The sequence below is a fragment of the Pseudonocardia sp. MH-G8 genome, from assembly GCF_002262885.1.
GTDB lineage: Bacteria > Actinomycetota > Actinomycetes > Mycobacteriales > Pseudonocardiaceae > Pseudonocardia.
The window spans coordinates 24,513-42,855 of record NZ_NKYF01000021.1; the positions used below are offsets into that span (position 1 = coordinate 24,513).

The following is an 18,343-nucleotide window of genomic DNA, read 5'->3' on the forward strand; positions in this document are numbered from 1 at the left end:
CCTGGTCACCCGGCCGAACCGAAAGCCGGGAGCTCGGCGTTGCCCCGTGCCGCCGAGGTGCCGAGGCTGACCACGGTCGACGGGCCGAGCCGGTCGGTCTCCACCGGGGCGGTCAGCTCGCAGCGCCAGAGCATGCCGAACAGCACCGGCAGGGTGGCTGTCCGCTCGCCCGCCGCGGCCGCGCCGTCCAGCAGCGCGGTCGGTGTGGCGAACGTGTCCCGCAGACGGGCCATCACCGTCGGGCGGGCGTTGCGCGGGTGGCGGTAGCCGGCCAGCCAGTGCAGATTCGCCGCCCACACCGGCCCGAGCTCACCGACCCGCAGGTACTGCCAGCCGACCCGCGCGCAGAACCGCGCGGTGGCCGCGAACACCGCGGCGTCCTGCGCGCGGACCCGCTCATCGGGGCGCACATCAACGACCACCCCCGTGCCGTCAGCGCGGCGCGCGAAGTAGTCCGGGGCATGCCGCACCGACCGTCCGGACTCGACGTCGGTCCAGTGCAGCCACATCGGCTGCGCGGCAACTCCGACGACGAACGGATCCGCGTCGAAGGCCATCAACCGATCGCGTTCGACCCACGACTCGAAGCCGACGTGCTCGCCGGTCCGGGCGAACCACCACAGCCCCGGCCAGTTCCGCTGACCTCGGAACGACGGGAACGTCCGCACCGGCGCGACCCGCTCGAACCGTACGTCCCAGCAACTCCGCAGCGGCTCGCGCCGCACCTTGCCTTCCGGCCCGGAGAACTCCGCCTCGACCTCAGACGGCAACGAAGCGTCCAGCGGTACTGCCGCCAACTCGCCTGCCACGGTCGCTGCCATCCGATCCGTCGTCGACACGACGTGGCTCAACTTATTGGCAGCGCTCCATCCGATGGCTCAGACACGCTGGCAGTGGCTCAACTTCTTCGGCACCGGACACCCGCCGGCGCATCGCGAACGGCACCCCGGAGCCGCATGCCGTGCCGTACTGGAGCATCGGCAACGAGAACTACGGCCACTGGGAGATGGGGGCCAAGGCGCCCGCCGAGTGGGCCCGGTTCGTCACCGAGGCGGCCAAGATGATGCGCCGGGTCGACCCGTCGATCTCGCTGCTCGCCGCCGCGCGGCCGGACCCGGACTGGACGCTTCCGCTGCTGCGGTCGGCGGGTCACCTCCTCGACTACGTCTCGATCCACGGCTACTGGGACGACCTGCAGAGCGTCGACGAGCCGAGCGACTACCTCACGTGCATGAGCCGGTCGCTGGAGCCCGACGCCGCGATCCGGCGCGTGGAGAACATGATCGGCGTCGCGGGCCTCGAGGGCCGGGTGGCCGTCGCGTTCGACGAGTGGAACCTGCGCGGCTGGCACCACCCGTGGGGGTCCTCGCCCGAGGCGATCGCGGCGCGCGACCGCAACGACGACAACTCCACCTACACGATGGCCGACGCCGTGTTCTCGGCCGGCTTCCTCAACTCGTGCCTGCGCCACGCCCGCACGGTGCGGATGGCGAACCTCGCCCCGCTCGTCAACACGCGTGGCCCGCTCTTCGTGCACCCGGAGGGCCTGGTGCGGCGCACGACCTTCCACGTCATGAGCATGTACGCCACCATCCTGCCCGCGGAGGTGGCCGACAGCTCGCTCGTGTCCGACGCCCTGCGCCACGGCGACACCGAGGTGCCGGTCGTCGACGGGGTGGCGACGTGCGACCCCGAGCGCAGCCGGGTCGTCCTCGTGCTCGTCAACCGCCACCCCGACGAGGCGATGACGTGCAGCGTGCAGATCGGGGACACCCCGCTCTCCGGCACCCACCCCGGCACCGTGCTGGCCGGCGACCACGTCGACGCCCACAACAGCGTCGAGGAACCGCGCCGCGTCGAGCCGCAGAAGGAAGCGATCACGTTCGAGCAGGGCGTGACGTCGCTGCCGCCGCACTCCATCACGTTCTGCGAGGTCACCAGCCACACGCCCCCCGGTGTCGCCGACGGCGGATGGTCCGTCGGCGCGCACGGCGACTGGCGCAGGACCGGCTGAGCGCGACACCGCACGACATCCACGACGGCCGGAACGGCACCCGACGACGAAGGGGTTGGACATGGGCGCACCAGAGCGCGGACGGACCTCCACCGCGACGAGAGCGCACCCCCTCTCCAGGCGCGGCTTCCTCGCAGGCACGCTCGCGGTGTCCGGCACCGCGGCCCTGGGCCTGGCCGGCTGCGGGAGCGGTGGCTCCGGGGGCGGTCAGGCGACGGACCTCGTCTACTGGAGCTTCGACGAGGGCCGCGTCGCGATCGCCAAGCACGTCGTCGAGTCCGATGCGTTCACGCAGCTGCACCCGGACGTCACGGTCGACTTCCAGCAGTTCACCTGGGCGCAGATGCACGACAAGCTGCTCGCGGCGCTCGTCAGCGGTCGCGGGGCCCCGGACATGGCCGACATCGAGATCCAGCGGTTCCCGCAGTTCATCGGCAGCGGCGAGGTGCCCTTCCTCGATTTGACCGAGCGGATCGGGCCGAGCATCTCCGACCTCGCCCGGTCCGCCGCCGTGGATCCGTGGTCCTGGCAGGGGAAGATCTACGGCGTCGGCACGGAGCTCAACGCGGTCACGCTCACCTACCGCGAGGATGTCATGAGCTCGCTCGGCATCACCACGCCGTTCGCCACGTGGGACGACGTGATCGCGGCCGGCAAGGTCGTCAGCGCGTCCGGGCAGATGAAGATGTTCGGTGTCCACGACCTCTCGGTGTTCGACTGGGACATGGTCACCCAGATCATGGGCGGCACCTTCTTCGACGAGAACGGCGGGTACGCCGGCGACAGCGAGGCCGGCGAGCAGGCCCTCACCTGGCTGCGTGACCTCGTCCACCTGCACGGGATCGCCGACATCGCGCCTGCCGACGCCAACAACAACTACAACGGCCCGCAGTACTGGGCGGCGTTCCAGGCCAACCGGTACGCGGCGATCCTCGGCCCGGCGTGGCTGTTCACCGGGTTGCTGAAGAACGTTCCCGACCAGGCCGGGAAGTGGCGGATGCAGACCCTGCCGACCGGTCTCGGCGCGAGCAGGCCCACCGCGTTCGCGGGCGGCACCGGCCAGGCCGTCACCGCGCAGAGCCGCAACGTCGAGGCCTGCTGGGACATCGTCCGGCTCACCAACTTCTCGCTGGACGCCTCCCGCTTCGAGTACGAGCAGCGCGGGGTCTTCCCGACCTACAAGCCGGCGCTCGCCGAGTCGTGGCTGCAGGCGCCCACCGCGTACTACGGCGGGCAGAACATCGGCGCGCTCTACCAGGAGGTGGCCGACCAGATCCCGCCGTGGCGCACGTCGCCCCAGCTCTACAGGGGCGTCGACGCCATCGTCCGGCTGGCGATCACCCCGGTGCTGAACGACAGGGCCGAACCCGCCGCCGCGCTGGGCCAGGTGCGCGAGGAACTGGCACGGCAGCAGTAGCCCGGCCCGACCGCCGAGGAAGGAGCCCCGATGACCATCCGGACCGGTACCCCGGTGCAGGGAGTGCCGCGCGCCCGGCCCCCGGTCGCGCGCCGCAGCACGCGCGGGAGCGCCACCCCGTACCTGTTCCTGCTCCCGTTCTTCGTGGTGTACGCGTGCTTCCTGCTCTATCCCGTGCTCTCGGCCCTGCAGACCAGCATGTACGAGAAGTCGGGGTTCGAAGCGCCCTCGTTCGTCGGGCTGCAGAACTTCGTGGCGCTGCTGTCGGACGCCCGGTTCGGGCGGGCGCTGCTGAACACGACCCTCTACGCGTGCGGCACCGTCTTCGTGCTGTCGCCGCTGGCCTTGTTGCTCGCGGTGACGCTGCAGTCGTTCGTCCTGCGCTCCGAGCGGCTGCGCAGCTTCTACCGGATCGCGCTGTTCCTGCCGAACGTCACCTCGCTCGTCGTCATCGCGATCATGTTCAGCTTCCTGCTCGAACCGCGCTTCGGCATGGCCAACGCCGTGCTGGGCGCGATCGGCGTCGAGCCGGCGAACTGGCTGCGGTCCGAGGCGATGGTGCTCCCCAGCATCATCATGATCGCGGTCTGGACCTACCTCGGCCTCAACAGCCTCTACTTCCTCGCCGGGTTGCAGGGCATCCCGAACGAGCTGTACGAGGCGGCGGCGCTGGACGGCGCAGGGCGGGGCACGACGTTCTTCCGGGTCACGCTGCCGCTGCTGCGGCCGACGATCCTCTTCGTGGCGGTGCAGGCCACGATCTTCTCGTTCCAGATCTTCGAACTGCCGTGGCTGCTGACCGGGGGCGGCCCGTCCGACGCCGCGCTGACGCTGGGGATCTACCTGTACCAGGTCGGGTTCGTGCAGTTCGACCAGGGCTACGCGTCGGCGATCGGCTGGGTGATCGCCCTCATCGCGCTGGTGCTCACCGGTATCCAGCTGTTCCTCTTCCGCGCGCTGGCCCATGACGACTGAGACCGGAAAGGAAGCGAAGATGACGACCACCTCGAGACCCCGGGCGGACGGTCCCCTGCTGGTCCGCATCCTCGGCAACGGGTGGCTGATCGCGGCGGTCGTCGTGACGCTCGTGCCGTTCCTGTACGTGCTGAGCGCATCGCTGATGTCGAACGACGAGATCTTCAGCGTGCCGTTCCGCCTGCTCCCCAGCGGCGTCTACCTCGGCAATTACGCGCACCTGCTGCAGGAGACCGGGTTCGTGCAGTGGTTCGTCAACAGCGCGATCATCGCGCTCGCGCGCACGGTGCTGGCCATCGCGCTCTCCCTCGCCGCAGGCTACGCGTTCGCGAAGTTCGAGTTCCGGTTCAAGAAGCTGCTGTTCGCCCTGGTCATCGGCACGTTGACGCTCCCGATCTACGTCATCCTCATCCCCCTGTTCAACATGATGTCCACGCTGGGCTGGACCGACACGTACTGGGCGCTGGTGCTGCCGTTCACGGCGCAGGCGATCGGCGTGTTCCTCGCCCGGCAGTACATGACGACGATCCCGACCGAGCTGATCGAGGCGGCCCGGATCGACGGCGCGAGCGAGTGGGCGATCTTCCGGCGGGTCATCGTGCCGCTGTCGCAGCCGACCATCGCCGTCATGGGGATCCTCTTCTTCACGGCCTCGTGGAACGACTACCTGTGGCCGCTGATCACCGTGACGAGCTCCTCGATGTTCACGGTGAGCCTCGGGTTGCCGGCGCTGATCTCGCCGTACAGCCAGCACTACGGGAGCCTGATGGCCGGATCGTTCCTCGGGACCCTCCCGGTCATCGTCATCTTCCTGATCTTCCAGAAGCGGTTCATCGACGGGATCCTCGCCGGGTCCCTGAAGGGCTGACGCACAGGAATGAAGCACGTCGGAGTCGGGGGACGGCGCACGATCGAGCTGCGCGACGGGTGGCGCGTCCTGCAGGACGTCCACGACAACGGGGAGCGGCTCGGGATCTTCGAGCCGGGGTTCGCCGCGACCACGGCCAACGGGGTGTCGGGCTGGGAGGAGATCCCCGAGCTCGGCCACCTGCAGCTGCTGCTCGCCGACGACCCCTACGCGGGCGGACGGCAGCTGCGGTCGTTCAACGACCACGCGTGGTGGTACCGGCTCGACTTCCCGGTCGATCCCGCCGGTGACGGCGATCGGCTCCGGTTCGCGCGGCTGCGGTTCGAGGGCGTCGACTACCACGCCACGGTCTGGCTCAACGGTCACCGCCTCGGCGAGCACGAGGGCTACTTCGAGCCGTTCAACTTCGACGTGGCGGAGCTGCTCACGATCGGCCGGCCGAACGTGCTGGTCGTGCGGGTCGCGTCCCCGTGGGACGCGCGAATCGTGGCGGGCACGGAGGACCAGCGTGCCTTCGGCGTCGAGCGCGCCATGGTCAAGGGTACCTACGAGCACATGGACGGGCTGGTGCCCCGCGACGTGAACCCGGTCGGGATCTGGCGGCCCGCCGTCCTCGAGCTGGGCGTCGGCGAGGTGTGGTCGCACGAACTGCAGGTGACCGCGACGCTGTCCGACGACCTCACCACGGGCGAGGTCGCGGTGGAGTGGGACGTCGAGTCGGTGCGTGCCCGCGACGACCTCCGGTGGCGGGTGTCGCTCGCGCCGGCCGACCGCATGCGGCCCGCGATCGTCTCGGAGGCGCCCGCACGCCTGGACCCGGCCCGCAACCGGCTGACGGGAGCGGCGAGGGTGAGCCGTCCTCGGCTGTGGCAGCCGTGGGACCGCGGCGCGCCGGACCGCTACGACGTGGTCGTCGAGCTGGTGGGCGAGCGGGGCGAGGTGCTCGCCCGCGACGAGTCCCGGGTGGGGTTCCGGACGGTCGAGCTGGAGCGGGGCCCGGAGCGCACGGCCCTGCTGCTCAACGGCCGTCCCTACTACCTGCGGGGCACCAGCTACTTCCCCGACCTCTACCTGAGCAGCATGGACGAGGGCCGCTACCGGCGTGACGTCGGCGCCGCCGTCGCCGCGGGCGTCAACTGCCTGCGGGTGCACGTGCACGTCGAGCAGCCGGCCTTCTACGACGTGTGCGACGAGCTGGGCGTGCTCGTCGTGCAGGATTCCGACCTCAACTGGGTCGTGCCGGACACCGAGGAGTTCGTCGATCGCGCCACCGCCGTGGTCGGCGCGATGGTGCGGTCGCTGCGGGAGCATCCGAGCATCGCCGCGTGGGTCTGCGTCAACGAGGGCGGGATCCTCGTGGAGGAGATGCGGGAGCCCACCCGCCGCCTCGCCCACCACCTGGCCGCAGTGGTGGCGGCCCTGGACCCGACCCGGCCGACGATCGCGAACTCGTGGGACACCGAGGACCCCGGTAGCGGCGACGAGCACGTCTACGCCGGTTCGCTGACCGGCGGGGCCTACGCCGACGTGCGGGACGCCCGGTTCCGGCTGCTCACCGAGTTCGGGGTGGACGCGCCGCCGCCGCGGGCCCGGTACGGATCGGACGGGCCGATCGCCGCGCGCCTGCGCCGGGAGCCCGACCGCGTCACCGACCACCACGACTACCAGTACCGCCTGACGAAGTTCTACATCGAGCGGTGCCGGCTGGAGCGGTGGCGGCCGAACGGGGGCTACATCCAGTTCATGTGGATCGACGCGTGCCCGCAGAGCTGGTACGGCGTCCTCGACCACTGGGGCTGCCCCAAGGTCGACGGGGCGGGTGGCGCGCTGCGGGCGTTCCGCGAGGTCGGCCGACCGGTGGCCGTGCTGCTGGACGTCACCGCCGACGGACTGGACGTCCGGGTGGTCAACGACCTGCTGCGCGGCCTGCCGGGAGCGACGCTCAGCTGGAGCGTGCTGTGCCACGACGGGCGGCGGGAGACCGACGCCGTCACGCTCGACGTCCCGCCGGACGGGATGGTGCGGGCCGCCCGGCTCCCGCACCACCGCGAGCACGTCGCCGCCGTGGGGCTCTCGCTCACCGCGTCGGATTCCGAGCCGCTCGCCGACAACCACTACGACGACATCGTCGACCAGCCCGCGCCCGCCGGGTACCCGGGGGTCGTCGAGCACGAGCTCGGGGTCCGGCTGATGCCCTGATCCCGGACGTGAACGCCTCAGCCGCTACCGGCGGTCGGTGTGCGAGCGGTCGGCTCGTCGGCCAGGAGTTCGATCGTCCCGCCCTCGCCCGGCGAGTGCGCAAGCGCCGACATCCGATCGGCGATCTGCGCCGCGGTCTCCAGGAGGTCCTGCCGGAACTCGCGGATCATCTCCTCGAGCGTCCACCGCTGCAACGGTGCTCCGATCGACATGGCGCCGATCAGCCGGCCTGCCGGATGGACGATCGGGGCCGCGATCGAGACGGAGCCCTCGTCGCGCTCCTCGTTGTTGATCGCGAAACCGCGCTCGGCGGCGGCCACCACGTCGGCTTCCAGCTCGGCCTTCCTCGTGATGGTGTTGCGGGTGTACCGGTCGAGGGGGAGCGCCGCGATGACGCGGGCACGGGCGGTCTCGGGCATCCGGGAGAGCATGGCCTTGCCCTGCGCGGTGGCGTGCAGCGGCCCGCGTGACCCGGGCTCGCCCCACATGCGCAACCGGCGCCCGGACAGCACGCAGTCGACCGAGAGCACCTCGAACCCCCCGAGCACCGAGATGAACACCGTCTCGCCGGTTCGGTCCGCGAGCTGCTGCAGATGCGGTCGGGCGATCGCGCGCAGCAGGTCGTCCTGGGGCCGCCGGCGGGCGATCCGGGTGACCTCCGGCCCGATCCAGTACAGCTTGGTCACCGGGTCCTGGATCGCGAAGCCCGCCTCCACGAGGTCGCGGAGCACCCGGTGCATCGTCGAGGGCGGGTAGCCGACCGCGGTCACGAGCTCGGTGAGGCTCGCCCCGTCGCGGTACGTGCTCAGCCGGGACAGCACGGCGAACGCCTTCCTCGCCGCGCCCACGCTCTCGCTCGTCACATCGTCCCTGTCTGCATCGTCGGATCGTCCTGTCGCCGCCCAGTATCCACGCCTGCTCGTGTGACCGACCGCGTTGACGATTCCAACATACGGCATTAAACTTCCATCTATCGGCAGCGCTGCCGCGGCCCTGACCGAGAGGGACAGGCATGGACAGCTTCGAGCGAGTGACGGTCGGTGACCACGTCCTGTTCAGCAAGACGGTCGGGGAGTCGGACGTCTACCTCTTCGCCGGGATCACCGGCGACCTGAACGCCATCCACGTCAACGAGCAGGCGATGGCGGGAACCCGGTACGGCCGGCGCATCGCGCACGGTGTACTCACCGTGGGCTTCATGTCGACGGCGTCCACGATGATGATCGACAAGCTGGGCGGCGTCGCCGTCTCCTACGGCTACGACCGCGTGCGGTTCGTCCGCCCGGTCTTCATCGGCGACACGGTGACGGTCCGCTACGAGATCACCGAGCGGCTCGACGACGCCCGGCGCGCGGTGTCTGCTGTGGAGGCGAGGAATCAGCACGGGGAGACCGTGGCGGTCGCCCGCCACATCCTGCAGTTCCTGCCGGCGGGAACGGGAAGGGCCGCATGACCGCCCTGGTGTTGCCGCTGTCCGGTGTCCGGGTCCTCGACCTCACCCAGGTGATGCTCGGCCCGTCGGCCACCCAGGTCCTCGCCGACCACGGCGCCGACGTGATCAAGGTGGAGCGCCCGGAGGTCGGCGACATCATCCGCGGCATCGATCAGCTGGCGAACTCCGACGGCGGTGAGAGCGCCTACTTCCTGTGCCTCAACCGGAACAAGCGGTCGATCACGATCGACCTCAAGGCAGCGGCCGGCCGCGAGCTCGTGCAGCAGATGGTCGGTCAGGTCGACGTGCTCGTGCACAACTTCCGGCCCGGCGTCGCGGAGCGGCTGGGGCTGGGGCACGAGCAGCTGTGCGCGGAGCACCCCCGCCTCGTCCACGCCTCGGGCTCCGGGTTCGGCAGCGACGGGCCGCTGGCGTCGTGGGGCGGCCAGGACATGCTCGCCCAGTCGGTGTCCGGGGTGGCGATGCACTCCCGAGACGACGGCGGGCGCCCCACCCTGCATCCGGTGCCACTCGCGGACTTCTGCAGCGGGATGGTGCTCGTGCAGGGGATCCTGCTGGCGCTACTGCAGCGCGAACGCACCGGTGCCGGACAGCACGTCCACGTCTCGTTGCTGGACACCATGGTGGCCGCCCAGATGCAGGAGATCACCCAGTGGACGATGCGGCGCTTCGAGACGAACTGGGTGAACCAGTACCTCGCCGGGGTCTTCCGGGCCGCTGACGGGTGGTTCACCCTCGTCGGGCTGTTCCGCGACCAGCCGCTGCGCACGGTGTGCCGCGCCTTCGACGTCGAGGATCTGAGCCTGCGGCCCGAGTTCGCCACGCCCGATCTGGAGCGGGAGAACCGGGCCCGGCTGATGCCGCTGCTCGACGCGGTCTTCGCCCGGCACCCGGTGCAGGACTGCCTGGACCGGCTCGGTGCCGTGGACATCCTGTGCGCTCCGGTCTACGACTACGACGCGCTGCTCGCCCACGCCCAGCTGGCGCGCAACGACATGATCTGGGAGCTGGACACTCCGACCGGGCCGGTGCGGACCACCGGGAGCCCACTGCACCTGTCCGGCGTGCCGCGCCATCCTCGCCGCTCCCCGCCCCGGCTCGGCCAGCACACCGACGAGGTGCTGCGCGAGTTCGGCGTCTCGCCGGACCGCGGCGCGCAGCTGCGCGCCGCGGGCGTGCTCGGCCCCTGACGAGCGTGCTGCTCGAGCCGGGCGGGATCGACGCGATGAGCGTCGAGCGGCCGACCGTGCTCGCCGGTGCGACCGGCCGGCGGCGTCGGCGGGAACGCGTGGATGCGTTGACACGCGAACCCGACGCGCCATAGCCTCAGTTCCACTGAACGGATGAAAGATTCCATCCATCAGAAAAAGGCAGGACAACGGTGCCTCAAGCCTTTGGACAGGACGTTCGTCTCGACGTGGTCGACGGCGTCGCACACGTGACCCTCGACCGCCCGGACCGGCTCAACGCGATCCGCAGCCAGACCCTGACCGAGCTCGCTGCGGTGCTCGACCACCTCGACGCCGAGCCCACGGTGGGCGTGCTCGTGATCGAAGGCGCCGGCCGCGCATTCTGCGCGGGTGCGGACGTCGCCGAGATCGACCGGCTCGACGACGCAGGCGGGGATGCCTTCTCCCGCCGGGGGCAGCAGGTCTTCGACCGGATCGCCACCGGCCCGCTCGTCGCGGTGGCGTGCGTGCACGGCTACGCGCTGGGCGGCGGCCTCGAGCTGGCGATGGCCTGCGACGTGCGGCTGGCGGCACGCTCCGCGTTCCTCGGGCAGCCGGAGTCCGGGCTGGGTCACCTACCGGCATGGGGTGCGACGCAGCGGCTCCCCGGCCTCGTCGGCTGGGCCACTGCGCTGGGCCTCTTCCTGTCCGGGCGGCGGGTCAATGCCGCGGAGGCGCTGCGGCTCGGTCTCGTCGACGAGGTCGCCGACGACGAGCTGTTCCAGGAGACCACCCGGCAGTGGATCGCGCGCCTTTCCGCCGCCCCCGTCGCGGTGTCGCGGGCGGTGAAGGAGGCGATGGCCGCCGGGCAGCGCGCCGGCCGGGACGCCGGCTTCGGCGCGGAACGGGCGGGCATGGCGGTGTGCCGCGGTCGGGCCGACAGCGTGCAGCGCAGGGCCCGGTTCCTCACCCACACCGACCGCTGACGGAAGAGGAGCGACAGATGAGCGAGCGTCAGCGAGCGGATCATCAACACAGCGCCCGCGCGAAGCGCCCGACCGAGCGCGGCGAGGCGACGGCGCCACCCCTCCTGGAGATGCAGAAGGTGAGCAAGTCCTATCCCGGCGTACGCGCCCTGGACGGCGTGAGCATGACCGTGCGCGCGGGGGAGGTACTCGCCCTGGTCGGCGAGAACGGCGCCGGCAAGTCGACACTCATCAAGATTCTCTCCGGCGCAGTCCGCCCGGACGCCGGGACCGTTCGCATCGACGGCGAGGCGATCGACATCGCGGCCCCGCTGGACGCGACCGGACACGGCATCGCCACCGTGTACCAGGAGTTCAGCCTCTTCCCGGCGCTGAGCGTCGCCGAGAACCTGTTCTTCAACGACATCGCCGTCAGCAGGCGCCCGCTCTCGTGGTCCCGACTGCGCGCCGACGCCGTCGCCGTCCTGCGTGAGCTGGGCGTCGACCTCGAGCCCCGGCGGCCGGTCCGGGACCTGACCGTGGCTGAGCAGCAGATGCTGGAGATCGCGAAGGCCCTGCACATGCGGGCCCGCATCGTCGTCCTCGACGAGCCGACGGCCGTCCTCGGCGGGCACGACGTCGACCGGCTGCTCGACCTCATCAGGTCGCTGCGCGAGCGGGGCGTCGCCGTCATCTTCATCTCCCACCGGCTCGACGAGATCTTCGGCGTGGCGAACACCTACCTCGTCCTCAAGGACGGTCGGCACACCGCTGCCGGGCGGGTGGCCGACACCGACCGCGATGCGCTGGTGACGGCGATGGTCGGGCGGGCCGTCAGCGAGCGCCGGGAGATCGCCCATGTCGGGCACGACCGCGGTGCGGAACTCCTGCGGGTCGAGGGGCTCAGCGGGGCGGGCTTCACCGACGCCAGCTTCACCGTGCACGCCGGGGAGGTCGTCGGGGTCGCCGGCCTGCGAGGGGCGGGTCGCACCGAGGTCGCGCGTGCGGTGTTCGGCATCGACCGCTCCGCCGCCGGGCGGGTCGTCGTGCGCGGCCAGGAGCTGCCGCCGGGTCGCCCCGACCAAGCGATCGCGGCGGGCATCGGGTTCGTGACCGAGGACCGCAAGGCCGAGGGCCTGCTGATGAACATGTCGGTGGCGCAGAACATGACCATGGTGGACGTCGCCGTCGGCCGACGGCGGTGGTTGGCCCGGCGGGCCGAGCGCGCGACGGCCGAGCGGTTGATGGCCGACCTCTCGGTCCGCGCCCCGAACACCGCGACGCGGGTGGACACGTTGTCCGGCGGCAACCAGCAGAAGGTCGTCATCGCCAAGTGGGTCGGGGCGGGCGTCGAGGTGCTGCTCCTCGACGAGCCGACGCGAGGCGTCGACGTCGGCGCCAAGGGGGAGATCTACAAGCTCATCCGGCAGCTCTGCGACCAGGGGCTCGGCGTGCTCCTGATCAGCTCGGAGCTGCCCGAGATCCTGCTCAACTCCGATCGGGTCCTGGTGATGCAGCGCGGGCGGATCTGCGCAGAGCTGAGCCGCGCGGAGGCCACCGAGGAGAACATCGCGCGACACATGGTGAGTGAGGTGGCGGCATGACCGAACAGACGACCAGCACTGATTCCCGGGCGCATGCGTCCGGGCCCGATGGCGGACGGTCGGGCGAGGCCGTGGCGCCCGGGACGGGGCCGCGGCCCAGCGCGCTGACCGCGCTCGCCCGAACGGTCCTCGCCGGTGGCGCCCCGCTGCTCGTCTTCGCGGTGCTCCTCGTCGTCACCTTCGTGCTCTCACCCAACTTCTTCGGCCTCGACAACCTCATCAACGTGGCCCGCCAGGCGGCGATCGTCGGCGTGGTGGCCGTCGGTGCCACGTTCGTGATCCTCAGCGGCGGGATCGACCTGTCCGTCGGATCGATCCTCGCGGTGGTGGGCGTGGCCTGCGCGATGCTGGCCGACAGCGGCATGTCGCCGGTGCTGGTGCTCCTGATCGGTCTGCTCATCGGCCTCGCGTTCGGGATCCTCAGTGGACTCGGCGTCGCCTACCTCGGTGTCCAGCCGTTCATCATGACGCTGGCGATGCTGGTGATCGCCCGCGGTGTGGCACTGCGGATCTCCGGCGGTGGGCCGCAGGCGTTCACGATCGACAGCGCGGTCTGGGACTTCTTCGGGAGCGCGGAGATCGGTCCCGTCCCCGGGCCCCTGATCATCTTCCTGGTGGTCGCCGCGGCGGCCTGGGTGGTGCTGCGCTACACGCCGTTCGGCCGCAAGGTCTACGCGGTCGGGGGCAACGTCGAGGTCGCCCGCCTGTCGGGCGTCCGCGTCAACCGGATCCGGATCAGCGTGTACGCGATCAGCGGGCTCACCGCGGCGCTCGCCGGCCTGATGACGGCGGCCCGGCTCCGTGTCGGCGCACCGACGGCGGGCAACTTGATGGAGCTCGAGGCGATCGCCGCAGTGGTGATCGGCGGCACGAGCCTGATGGGTGGCATCGGTGGAGTCACCGGCGCGGTCCTGGGCGCCGTGCTGCTCGCCGTGCTGGCGAACCTTCTGAATCTGCTCGGTGTCGATGCCTTCGACCAGCAGATCGTCCGCGGCGTGATCATCGTCGCCGCCGTCGTCATCACGTCGACGGCTCTGCGGATGCGGCGGCGGACACGCACTCGATGACCGGCCAGTCCAAGGAGGATCAATGGTGATCAGATCGGTTGGGTGGCGCACTGCCGCCCTCGGCTTCGCAGCGGTGGCCGCACTGGCGGCAGCAGGCTGCTCCAACAGCGCGACGCAGGGCACGAAGGGCAGCGGACCGCCCCAGCCGATCGAGTGGAGCAACGCGTGCGGCCCGGAGTGCCAGCAGGCGTTGACGGTGCAGGGTGACCCGGCCGCCGTCGCCTGCACGGTGGGCATCTCCCAGAACGACCTCTCCCACCCGTACGGCGTCGCGCAGAAGGCGGCGCTCGAGGACGCGGCGAAGCGCAACTTCCCGAACATGACGGTGTTCTCCACCGATGGGCAGGGCGACGCCATCACCCAGTCCTCGCAGGTGCGGGACCTGATGACGCGGGGAATCGACGTCCTGGTGATCACGCCGCTCGAGAGCGACGCCCTCGCCCCCGTGATCAAGGAAGCCACCGAGTCCGGGGTCAAGGTGATCACGCACGACCGGTCGGTCAACGCCCCGGTCGTCGCGCACGTCGCCGCCGACAGCGTTCAGGCGGGCGAGACCGCAGGTCAGTACATCGTCGACCAACTCGGCCCCGCCGGTGGCACCATCGTCGAGATCACCGGAACGCTGGGGGCGAGCGCCACCAACGAGCGCCACCAGGGGTTCGAGAACGTCATCTCCCAGCACCCGAACATCCAGGTCATCGCCAGCCAGACCGCGGACTACGCGCGCGACCAGGGACTGACCGTCATGCAGGACTTCCTGCAGCGGTTCGGGCCGGGCGAGATCGACGCAGTGTTCACGCACAACGACGAGATGTCCCTCGGTGCGCTGCAGGCGATCCAGGAGGCGGGCCGGGCTTCGGAGATGTTCGTGATCGGCTTCGACGGGGCGGAGAACGCCATCGAGGCCGTCAACGCCGGCGACTACGAGGCGAGCGTCGTCTACCCGCTCGACGCGCCGGAGGCCATCGCCGCCGCGGCGAAGGCCTGCCTGGGCGAGGAGCTGCCGCAGCGCGTCCTCCTGGAGGGGCCGCTGATCAACAAGGAGAACGTCGCCCAGTTCGTCGGTACCGGTTTCTGAACGCTGCCACCATCTCACAACCCGGAGAAGGAGTTCGAGCGATGAAGATCAACGGAGCGGTCATCCACGCCGTCGGTGAGAAGTGGTCGGTCGAGGAGCTGGAGCTGGAGGAGCCCCGGGCGAACGAAGTTCTGGTCAAGGTGATGGCGTCCGGACTCTGCCACTCCGACGACCACCTGACGACCGGCGACCTCGACCAGCCGCTGCCGCTCGTCGGCGGGCACGAGGGCGCCGGCGTCGTCGTCGCGGTGGGGGAGGGCGTCACCCGGGTCGAGCCGGGTGACCACATCGCCACCGCCTACATCCCGGGCTGCGGCGTCTGCGACTGGTGCGCGCAGGGCATGCAGTTCATCTGCGACGGCGGCAAGGACATGTTCCTGGGCATGATGCTCGACGGCACGCCGCGGTTCCACCTCGCCGACGGTCGTGGGATCGGCGCGATGCAGCGGCTCGGGACGTTCGCCAACTACCTGGTCGCCCCCGAGCAGGAGTGCATCAAGATCGACAAGGACATCCCGTTCGAGCACGCCTGCCTGGTGGCATGCGGGGTGACCACCGGCTGGGGGTCCGCGGTGTACGCCGGCGGCACTCGCCCCGGCGACGTCGTGGTCGTGATGGGCACCGGCGGCGTCGGGATGAACGCCATCCAGGGGGCGGCGCACGCCGGCGCCCGCATCGTCGTCGCCGTCGACCCGGTGGCGGCGAAGCGGGAGCTCGCCGAGGAGCTCGGGGCGACGCACAGCTTCGGCTCGATCGCCGACGCGATGCCGGTGATCCACGGGGAGACGAACGGCCAGGGCGCTGACGTCTCGATCGTGACGATCGGGCGGGTGGAGCCCGAGCACATCGGAGAGGCCTTCCGCGCGATCCGCAAGATGGGCACCTGCGTGGTGACCGGGATCGGGCAGAACGAGGGGCCGCTGCCGATCGACCCGCTGGAGCTGACGATCTACGCCAAGCAGCTTCGCGGCGGGCTCTTCGGGAACGCCAACCCCACCCGCGACATCCCCCGGCTGCTGAAGTACTACCAGGCCGGCAAGCTGCGGCTCGAGGAGCTCGTCAGCCGCAAATACCAGCTGCAGGACATCAACCAGGCCTACGACGACCTGCGCGAGGGGCGCAACGTCCGCGGCGTGGTCCTGCACGAGCACTGACTGGACGAGGTTCGATGCCCGACGGTTCGTCCGCCGCACCCCGGCTCCTGGCCGGGGTGCGGGTCCTGTCCTTCTGTCATTGGCTGCAGGGTCCTGCCGCCTGCCAGTACCTCGCCGACCTCGGCGCCGAGGTCGTCAAGATCGAGCCGCTGGAAGGGGCGGCGGAACGGCGCGTGCTCGGGCCCGGCCGCGGGCCGGACGGGGCCAGCTCGCTGTTCGTCTCGGCCAACCGGAACCAGCGCAGCGTCGCCGTCGACCTGAAGTCGGCGGCGGGCACCCGCGTGGTGCTGGACCTGCTCGACGACTACGACGTGGTCATCGAGAACTTCCGGCCCGGTGTCATGGAGCGGCTCGGCCTGTCCTACGAGCAGCTCAGCGCGACCCGGCCGGGACTGGTCTACGCCTCGGCCACCGGGTACGGGTCGACCGGCCCGATGGCCGACCTGCCCGGTCAGGACCTGCTCGTCCAGGCCCTGACCGGGCTCGCGTCGGCGTCCGGTGCGAGCCCGACCTCGGCCGGTGCGGCGGTGGCCGACCAGCACGGCGCCGCCCTGCTGGCCATGGGCGTGCTCGCCGCGGTGATCCGCCGCTCGACGAGCGGGGTCGGCTGCCGGGTGGAGGCCAGCCTGCTCAACGCGGGCGTCGACCTGCAGATGGAGGCGTTCACGTTCTACCTCAACCGGGACGAGCGCCCGTGGGCGGAGCAGCTCGGCAGGCACGCCCGGCTCGCCACCTGGTACCACCCGGCCCCCTACGGGATCTACCCGACGCTCGACGCGCACGTCGCGGTGTCGCTCGTCGGGCTGCCCCAGCTGGCCCAGGTCTTCCCGGAGCTGGCCGACCTGGTCGCCCTGGACCCGGTTGCCGACCGGGACCGGGTCGCTGCCGCGCTCGCCGCGCAGCTCGCCCTGCGCACGCTGGACGAGCTCGCGGACGCGTTCGCGCGGGCGGGCATCTGGTTCGCACCGGTGCTCGGCTACGACGAGGTCGAGCAGCACCCCCAGATCGTGCACAACGGCCTGATCGAGGAGGTCGGCGACGGCTCCTGGAGCGGCCGGGTGGTGAAGCACCCGGTCCGCTACGACGGGGAGCTGCCGCCGGTGCGGAGGCACCCGCCACGCCTCGGGGAGCACACCGGGGAGGTGCTCGCCGAGCTCGGCTACGACGGGCCGCGGATCCAGGACCTGCTCGACCGCGGCGTCGTTCGCGCCGGCTCCGCCCACCCGTCCCGCACGTGACACGAGAGGAGAGCCATGTCCGTCCACGGCGCCGTGCTGCACGAGGTCGGTGGTGAGTTCCAGGTCGAGGACCTGCGGCTGGACGAGCCGAAGGCCGGGGAGGTGCTGGTCCGGGTCGTCGCGTCGGGGATGTGCCACTCCGACGAGCACCTGCGCACCGGCGACACCCTCCAGCCGCTGCCGCTCGTCATGGGCCACGAGGGTGCCGGGGTGGTGGAAGCGGTCGGGGAGGGGGTCACCCGCGTCGCCCCCGGCGATCACATGGTCACCGCCTTCATCCCGGGCTGCGGGCGGTGCCCCTGGTGCGCGCGGGGGATGCAGTTCGTCTGCGACAACGGCGAGGGGATGGCCGAGGGGTTGCTCCTCGACGGAACACCCCGGTTCCACCTCGGCGACGGCCGCGGGATCGGCGCAATGCAACGGCTCGGGACGTTCGCCAACCACCTCGTGACGAACGAGGAGCAGTGCATCCGCATCGACCCCGACCTCCCTCTCGACCGCGCGTGCCTGGTCGCCTGTGGAGTGGCGACGGGCTGGGGATCGGCCGTCAACGCCGCGAAGGTCGAGGCTGGCGACGTGGTCGTCGTGCTCGGCACCGGCGGCGTCGGCATGAACGCCGTGCAGGGCGCGGCGATGGCCGGCGCGGCGCACGTGGTCGCCGTCGACCCGGTCGCCCTCAAGCGGGAGGTCGCCGAGCAGCTGGGGGCGACCGCGTCGTTCCCCAGCCTCGGTGAGGCGATGCCACACGTGCACGCCCTGACGAACGGTCAGGGCGCGGACAAGCTGATCGTCACCGTCGGGCGGGTGGACGGCGGGCTGCTCGGGGAGGCGGTGCGCGCGACCAGCAAGATGGGCACCTGCGTGGTGACCGCCGTCGGTCAGTGGGGCAAGGGGATCGACCTGTCGCCGTGGGACGTGACCATCTTCGCGCGGACGATCAAGGGTTCGCTGTTCGGCAACTGCAACCCGACCCGCGACATCCCCCGGTTGCTGCAGTACTACCGAAGCGGGCGGCTCGACCTCGACACGCTGGTGACCAACACCTACCGGGTGGACCAGATCGAGCAGGGCTACCGGGACATGTACGACGGCCGCAACGTCCGGGGCGTGGTGCTGCACGAGCACTGAGGCCGCAGCCGACG

The 18,343-nt window shown here is 71.0% G+C and carries 16 protein-coding genes; 14 read left to right on the forward strand and 2 right to left on the reverse strand.

The window, feature by feature from the left end:
- Nucleotides 1-5: 5 nt before the first annotated feature.
- Nucleotides 6-821 carry a TnsA-like heteromeric transposase endonuclease subunit gene (locus tag CFP66_RS33040; protein WP_094929170.1) on the reverse strand — a complete coding sequence of 272 codons (816 nt, stop codon included), beginning with the start codon at nt 819-821 and terminating at the stop codon, nt 6-8.
- 140 nt (nt 822-961) lie between these two features.
- On the opposite strand from CFP66_RS33040, the gene CFP66_RS33045 reads away from it, so the two are divergent.
- From CFP66_RS33045 to CFP66_RS33065, 5 genes are all read left to right on the forward strand, one after another.
- Nucleotides 962-2,014, forward strand: coding sequence for an alpha-L-arabinofuranosidase C-terminal domain-containing protein (locus tag CFP66_RS33045; protein ID WP_094929171.1), 1,053 nt, complete (start codon nt 962-964; stop codon nt 2,012-2,014).
- Nucleotides 2,015-2,075: 61 nt separating this feature from the next.
- The gene (locus CFP66_RS33050) at nt 2,076-3,431 is read left to right on the forward strand and encodes an ABC transporter substrate-binding protein (protein ID WP_094929172.1); all 1,356 of its coding nucleotides are present in this window, start codon (nt 2,076-2,078) and stop codon (nt 3,429-3,431) included.
- 30 nt (nt 3,432-3,461) lie between these two features.
- Entirely contained in the window at nt 3,462-4,406 is a 945-nt protein-coding gene (locus CFP66_RS33055; protein WP_094929173.1) for a carbohydrate ABC transporter permease, read from the forward strand.
- Between the two features lie 19 nt (nt 4,407-4,425).
- Nucleotides 4,426-5,274 (forward strand): carbohydrate ABC transporter permease, encoded by an 849-nt coding sequence (locus CFP66_RS33060; protein WP_158228297.1) that lies wholly within the window; start codon nt 4,426-4,428, stop codon nt 5,272-5,274.
- Between the two features lie 9 nt (nt 5,275-5,283).
- A complete protein-coding gene (locus tag CFP66_RS33065) occupies nt 5,284-7,473 on the forward strand; it encodes a glycoside hydrolase family 2 protein (RefSeq protein ID WP_094929175.1) in 2,190 nt (729 codons plus the stop codon).
- Nucleotides 7,474-7,490: 17 nt separating this feature from the next.
- Here the strand turns inward: CFP66_RS33065 and CFP66_RS33070 are convergent, their stop codons facing one another.
- Nucleotides 7,491-8,321, reverse strand: a complete 831-nt coding sequence (locus tag CFP66_RS33070) for an IclR family transcriptional regulator (RefSeq protein WP_158228298.1) — start codon at nt 8,319-8,321, stop codon at nt 7,491-7,493.
- Between the two features lie 164 nt (nt 8,322-8,485).
- Here CFP66_RS33070 and CFP66_RS33075 point away from each other — a divergent pair, with 164 nt between their 5' ends.
- The 9 genes from CFP66_RS33075 to CFP66_RS33115 all read left to right on the forward strand — a co-directional run bounded on the left by CFP66_RS33075 (nt 8,486) and on the right by CFP66_RS33115 (nt 18,329).
- Nucleotides 8,486-8,926, forward strand: a complete 441-nt coding sequence (locus CFP66_RS33075) for a MaoC family dehydratase (RefSeq protein ID WP_094929177.1) — start codon at nt 8,486-8,488, stop codon at nt 8,924-8,926.
- On the forward strand, nt 8,923-10,116 hold the full coding sequence (locus CFP66_RS33080; protein ID WP_094929178.1) for a CaiB/BaiF CoA-transferase family protein: 1,194 nt from the start codon (nt 8,923-8,925) through the stop codon (nt 10,114-10,116). Before CFP66_RS33075 ends, CFP66_RS33080 begins: the two co-directional genes overlap by 4 nt.
- 227 nt (nt 10,117-10,343) lie before the next feature.
- Nucleotides 10,344-11,081 (forward strand): enoyl-CoA hydratase/isomerase family protein, encoded by a 738-nt coding sequence (locus tag CFP66_RS33085; protein ID WP_255413909.1) that lies wholly within the window; start codon nt 10,344-10,346, stop codon nt 11,079-11,081.
- Between the two features lie 17 nt (nt 11,082-11,098).
- The gene (locus CFP66_RS33090; protein ID WP_094929180.1) at nt 11,099-12,664 is read left to right on the forward strand and encodes a sugar ABC transporter ATP-binding protein; all 1,566 of its coding nucleotides are present in this window, start codon (nt 11,099-11,101) and stop codon (nt 12,662-12,664) included.
- Complete coding sequence (locus CFP66_RS33095; RefSeq protein ID WP_094929181.1) at nt 12,661-13,731, forward strand: ABC transporter permease; 1,071 nt, start codon at nt 12,661-12,663, stop codon at nt 13,729-13,731. Before CFP66_RS33090 ends, CFP66_RS33095 begins: the two co-directional genes overlap by 4 nt.
- 22 nt (nt 13,732-13,753) lie before the next feature.
- Nucleotides 13,754-14,809, forward strand: coding sequence for a substrate-binding domain-containing protein (locus CFP66_RS33100; protein ID WP_094929182.1), 1,056 nt, complete (start codon nt 13,754-13,756; stop codon nt 14,807-14,809).
- A gap of 41 nt (nt 14,810-14,850) precedes the next feature.
- Nucleotides 14,851-15,963 carry an NDMA-dependent alcohol dehydrogenase gene (locus CFP66_RS33105; protein WP_094929183.1) on the forward strand — a complete coding sequence of 371 codons (1,113 nt, stop codon included), beginning with the start codon at nt 14,851-14,853 and terminating at the stop codon, nt 15,961-15,963.
- A gap of 14 nt (nt 15,964-15,977) precedes the next feature.
- Nucleotides 15,978-17,201, forward strand: a complete 1,224-nt coding sequence (locus tag CFP66_RS33110) for a CaiB/BaiF CoA-transferase family protein (RefSeq protein ID WP_094929184.1) — start codon at nt 15,978-15,980, stop codon at nt 17,199-17,201.
- Nucleotides 17,202-17,216: 15 nt separating this feature from the next.
- Nucleotides 17,217-18,329: an NDMA-dependent alcohol dehydrogenase gene (locus CFP66_RS33115; RefSeq protein WP_094929185.1), complete on the forward strand. Its 1,113-nt coding sequence runs from the start codon at nt 17,217-17,219 to the stop codon at nt 18,327-18,329.
- The last annotated feature ends 14 nt before the right edge of the window (nt 18,330-18,343 follow it).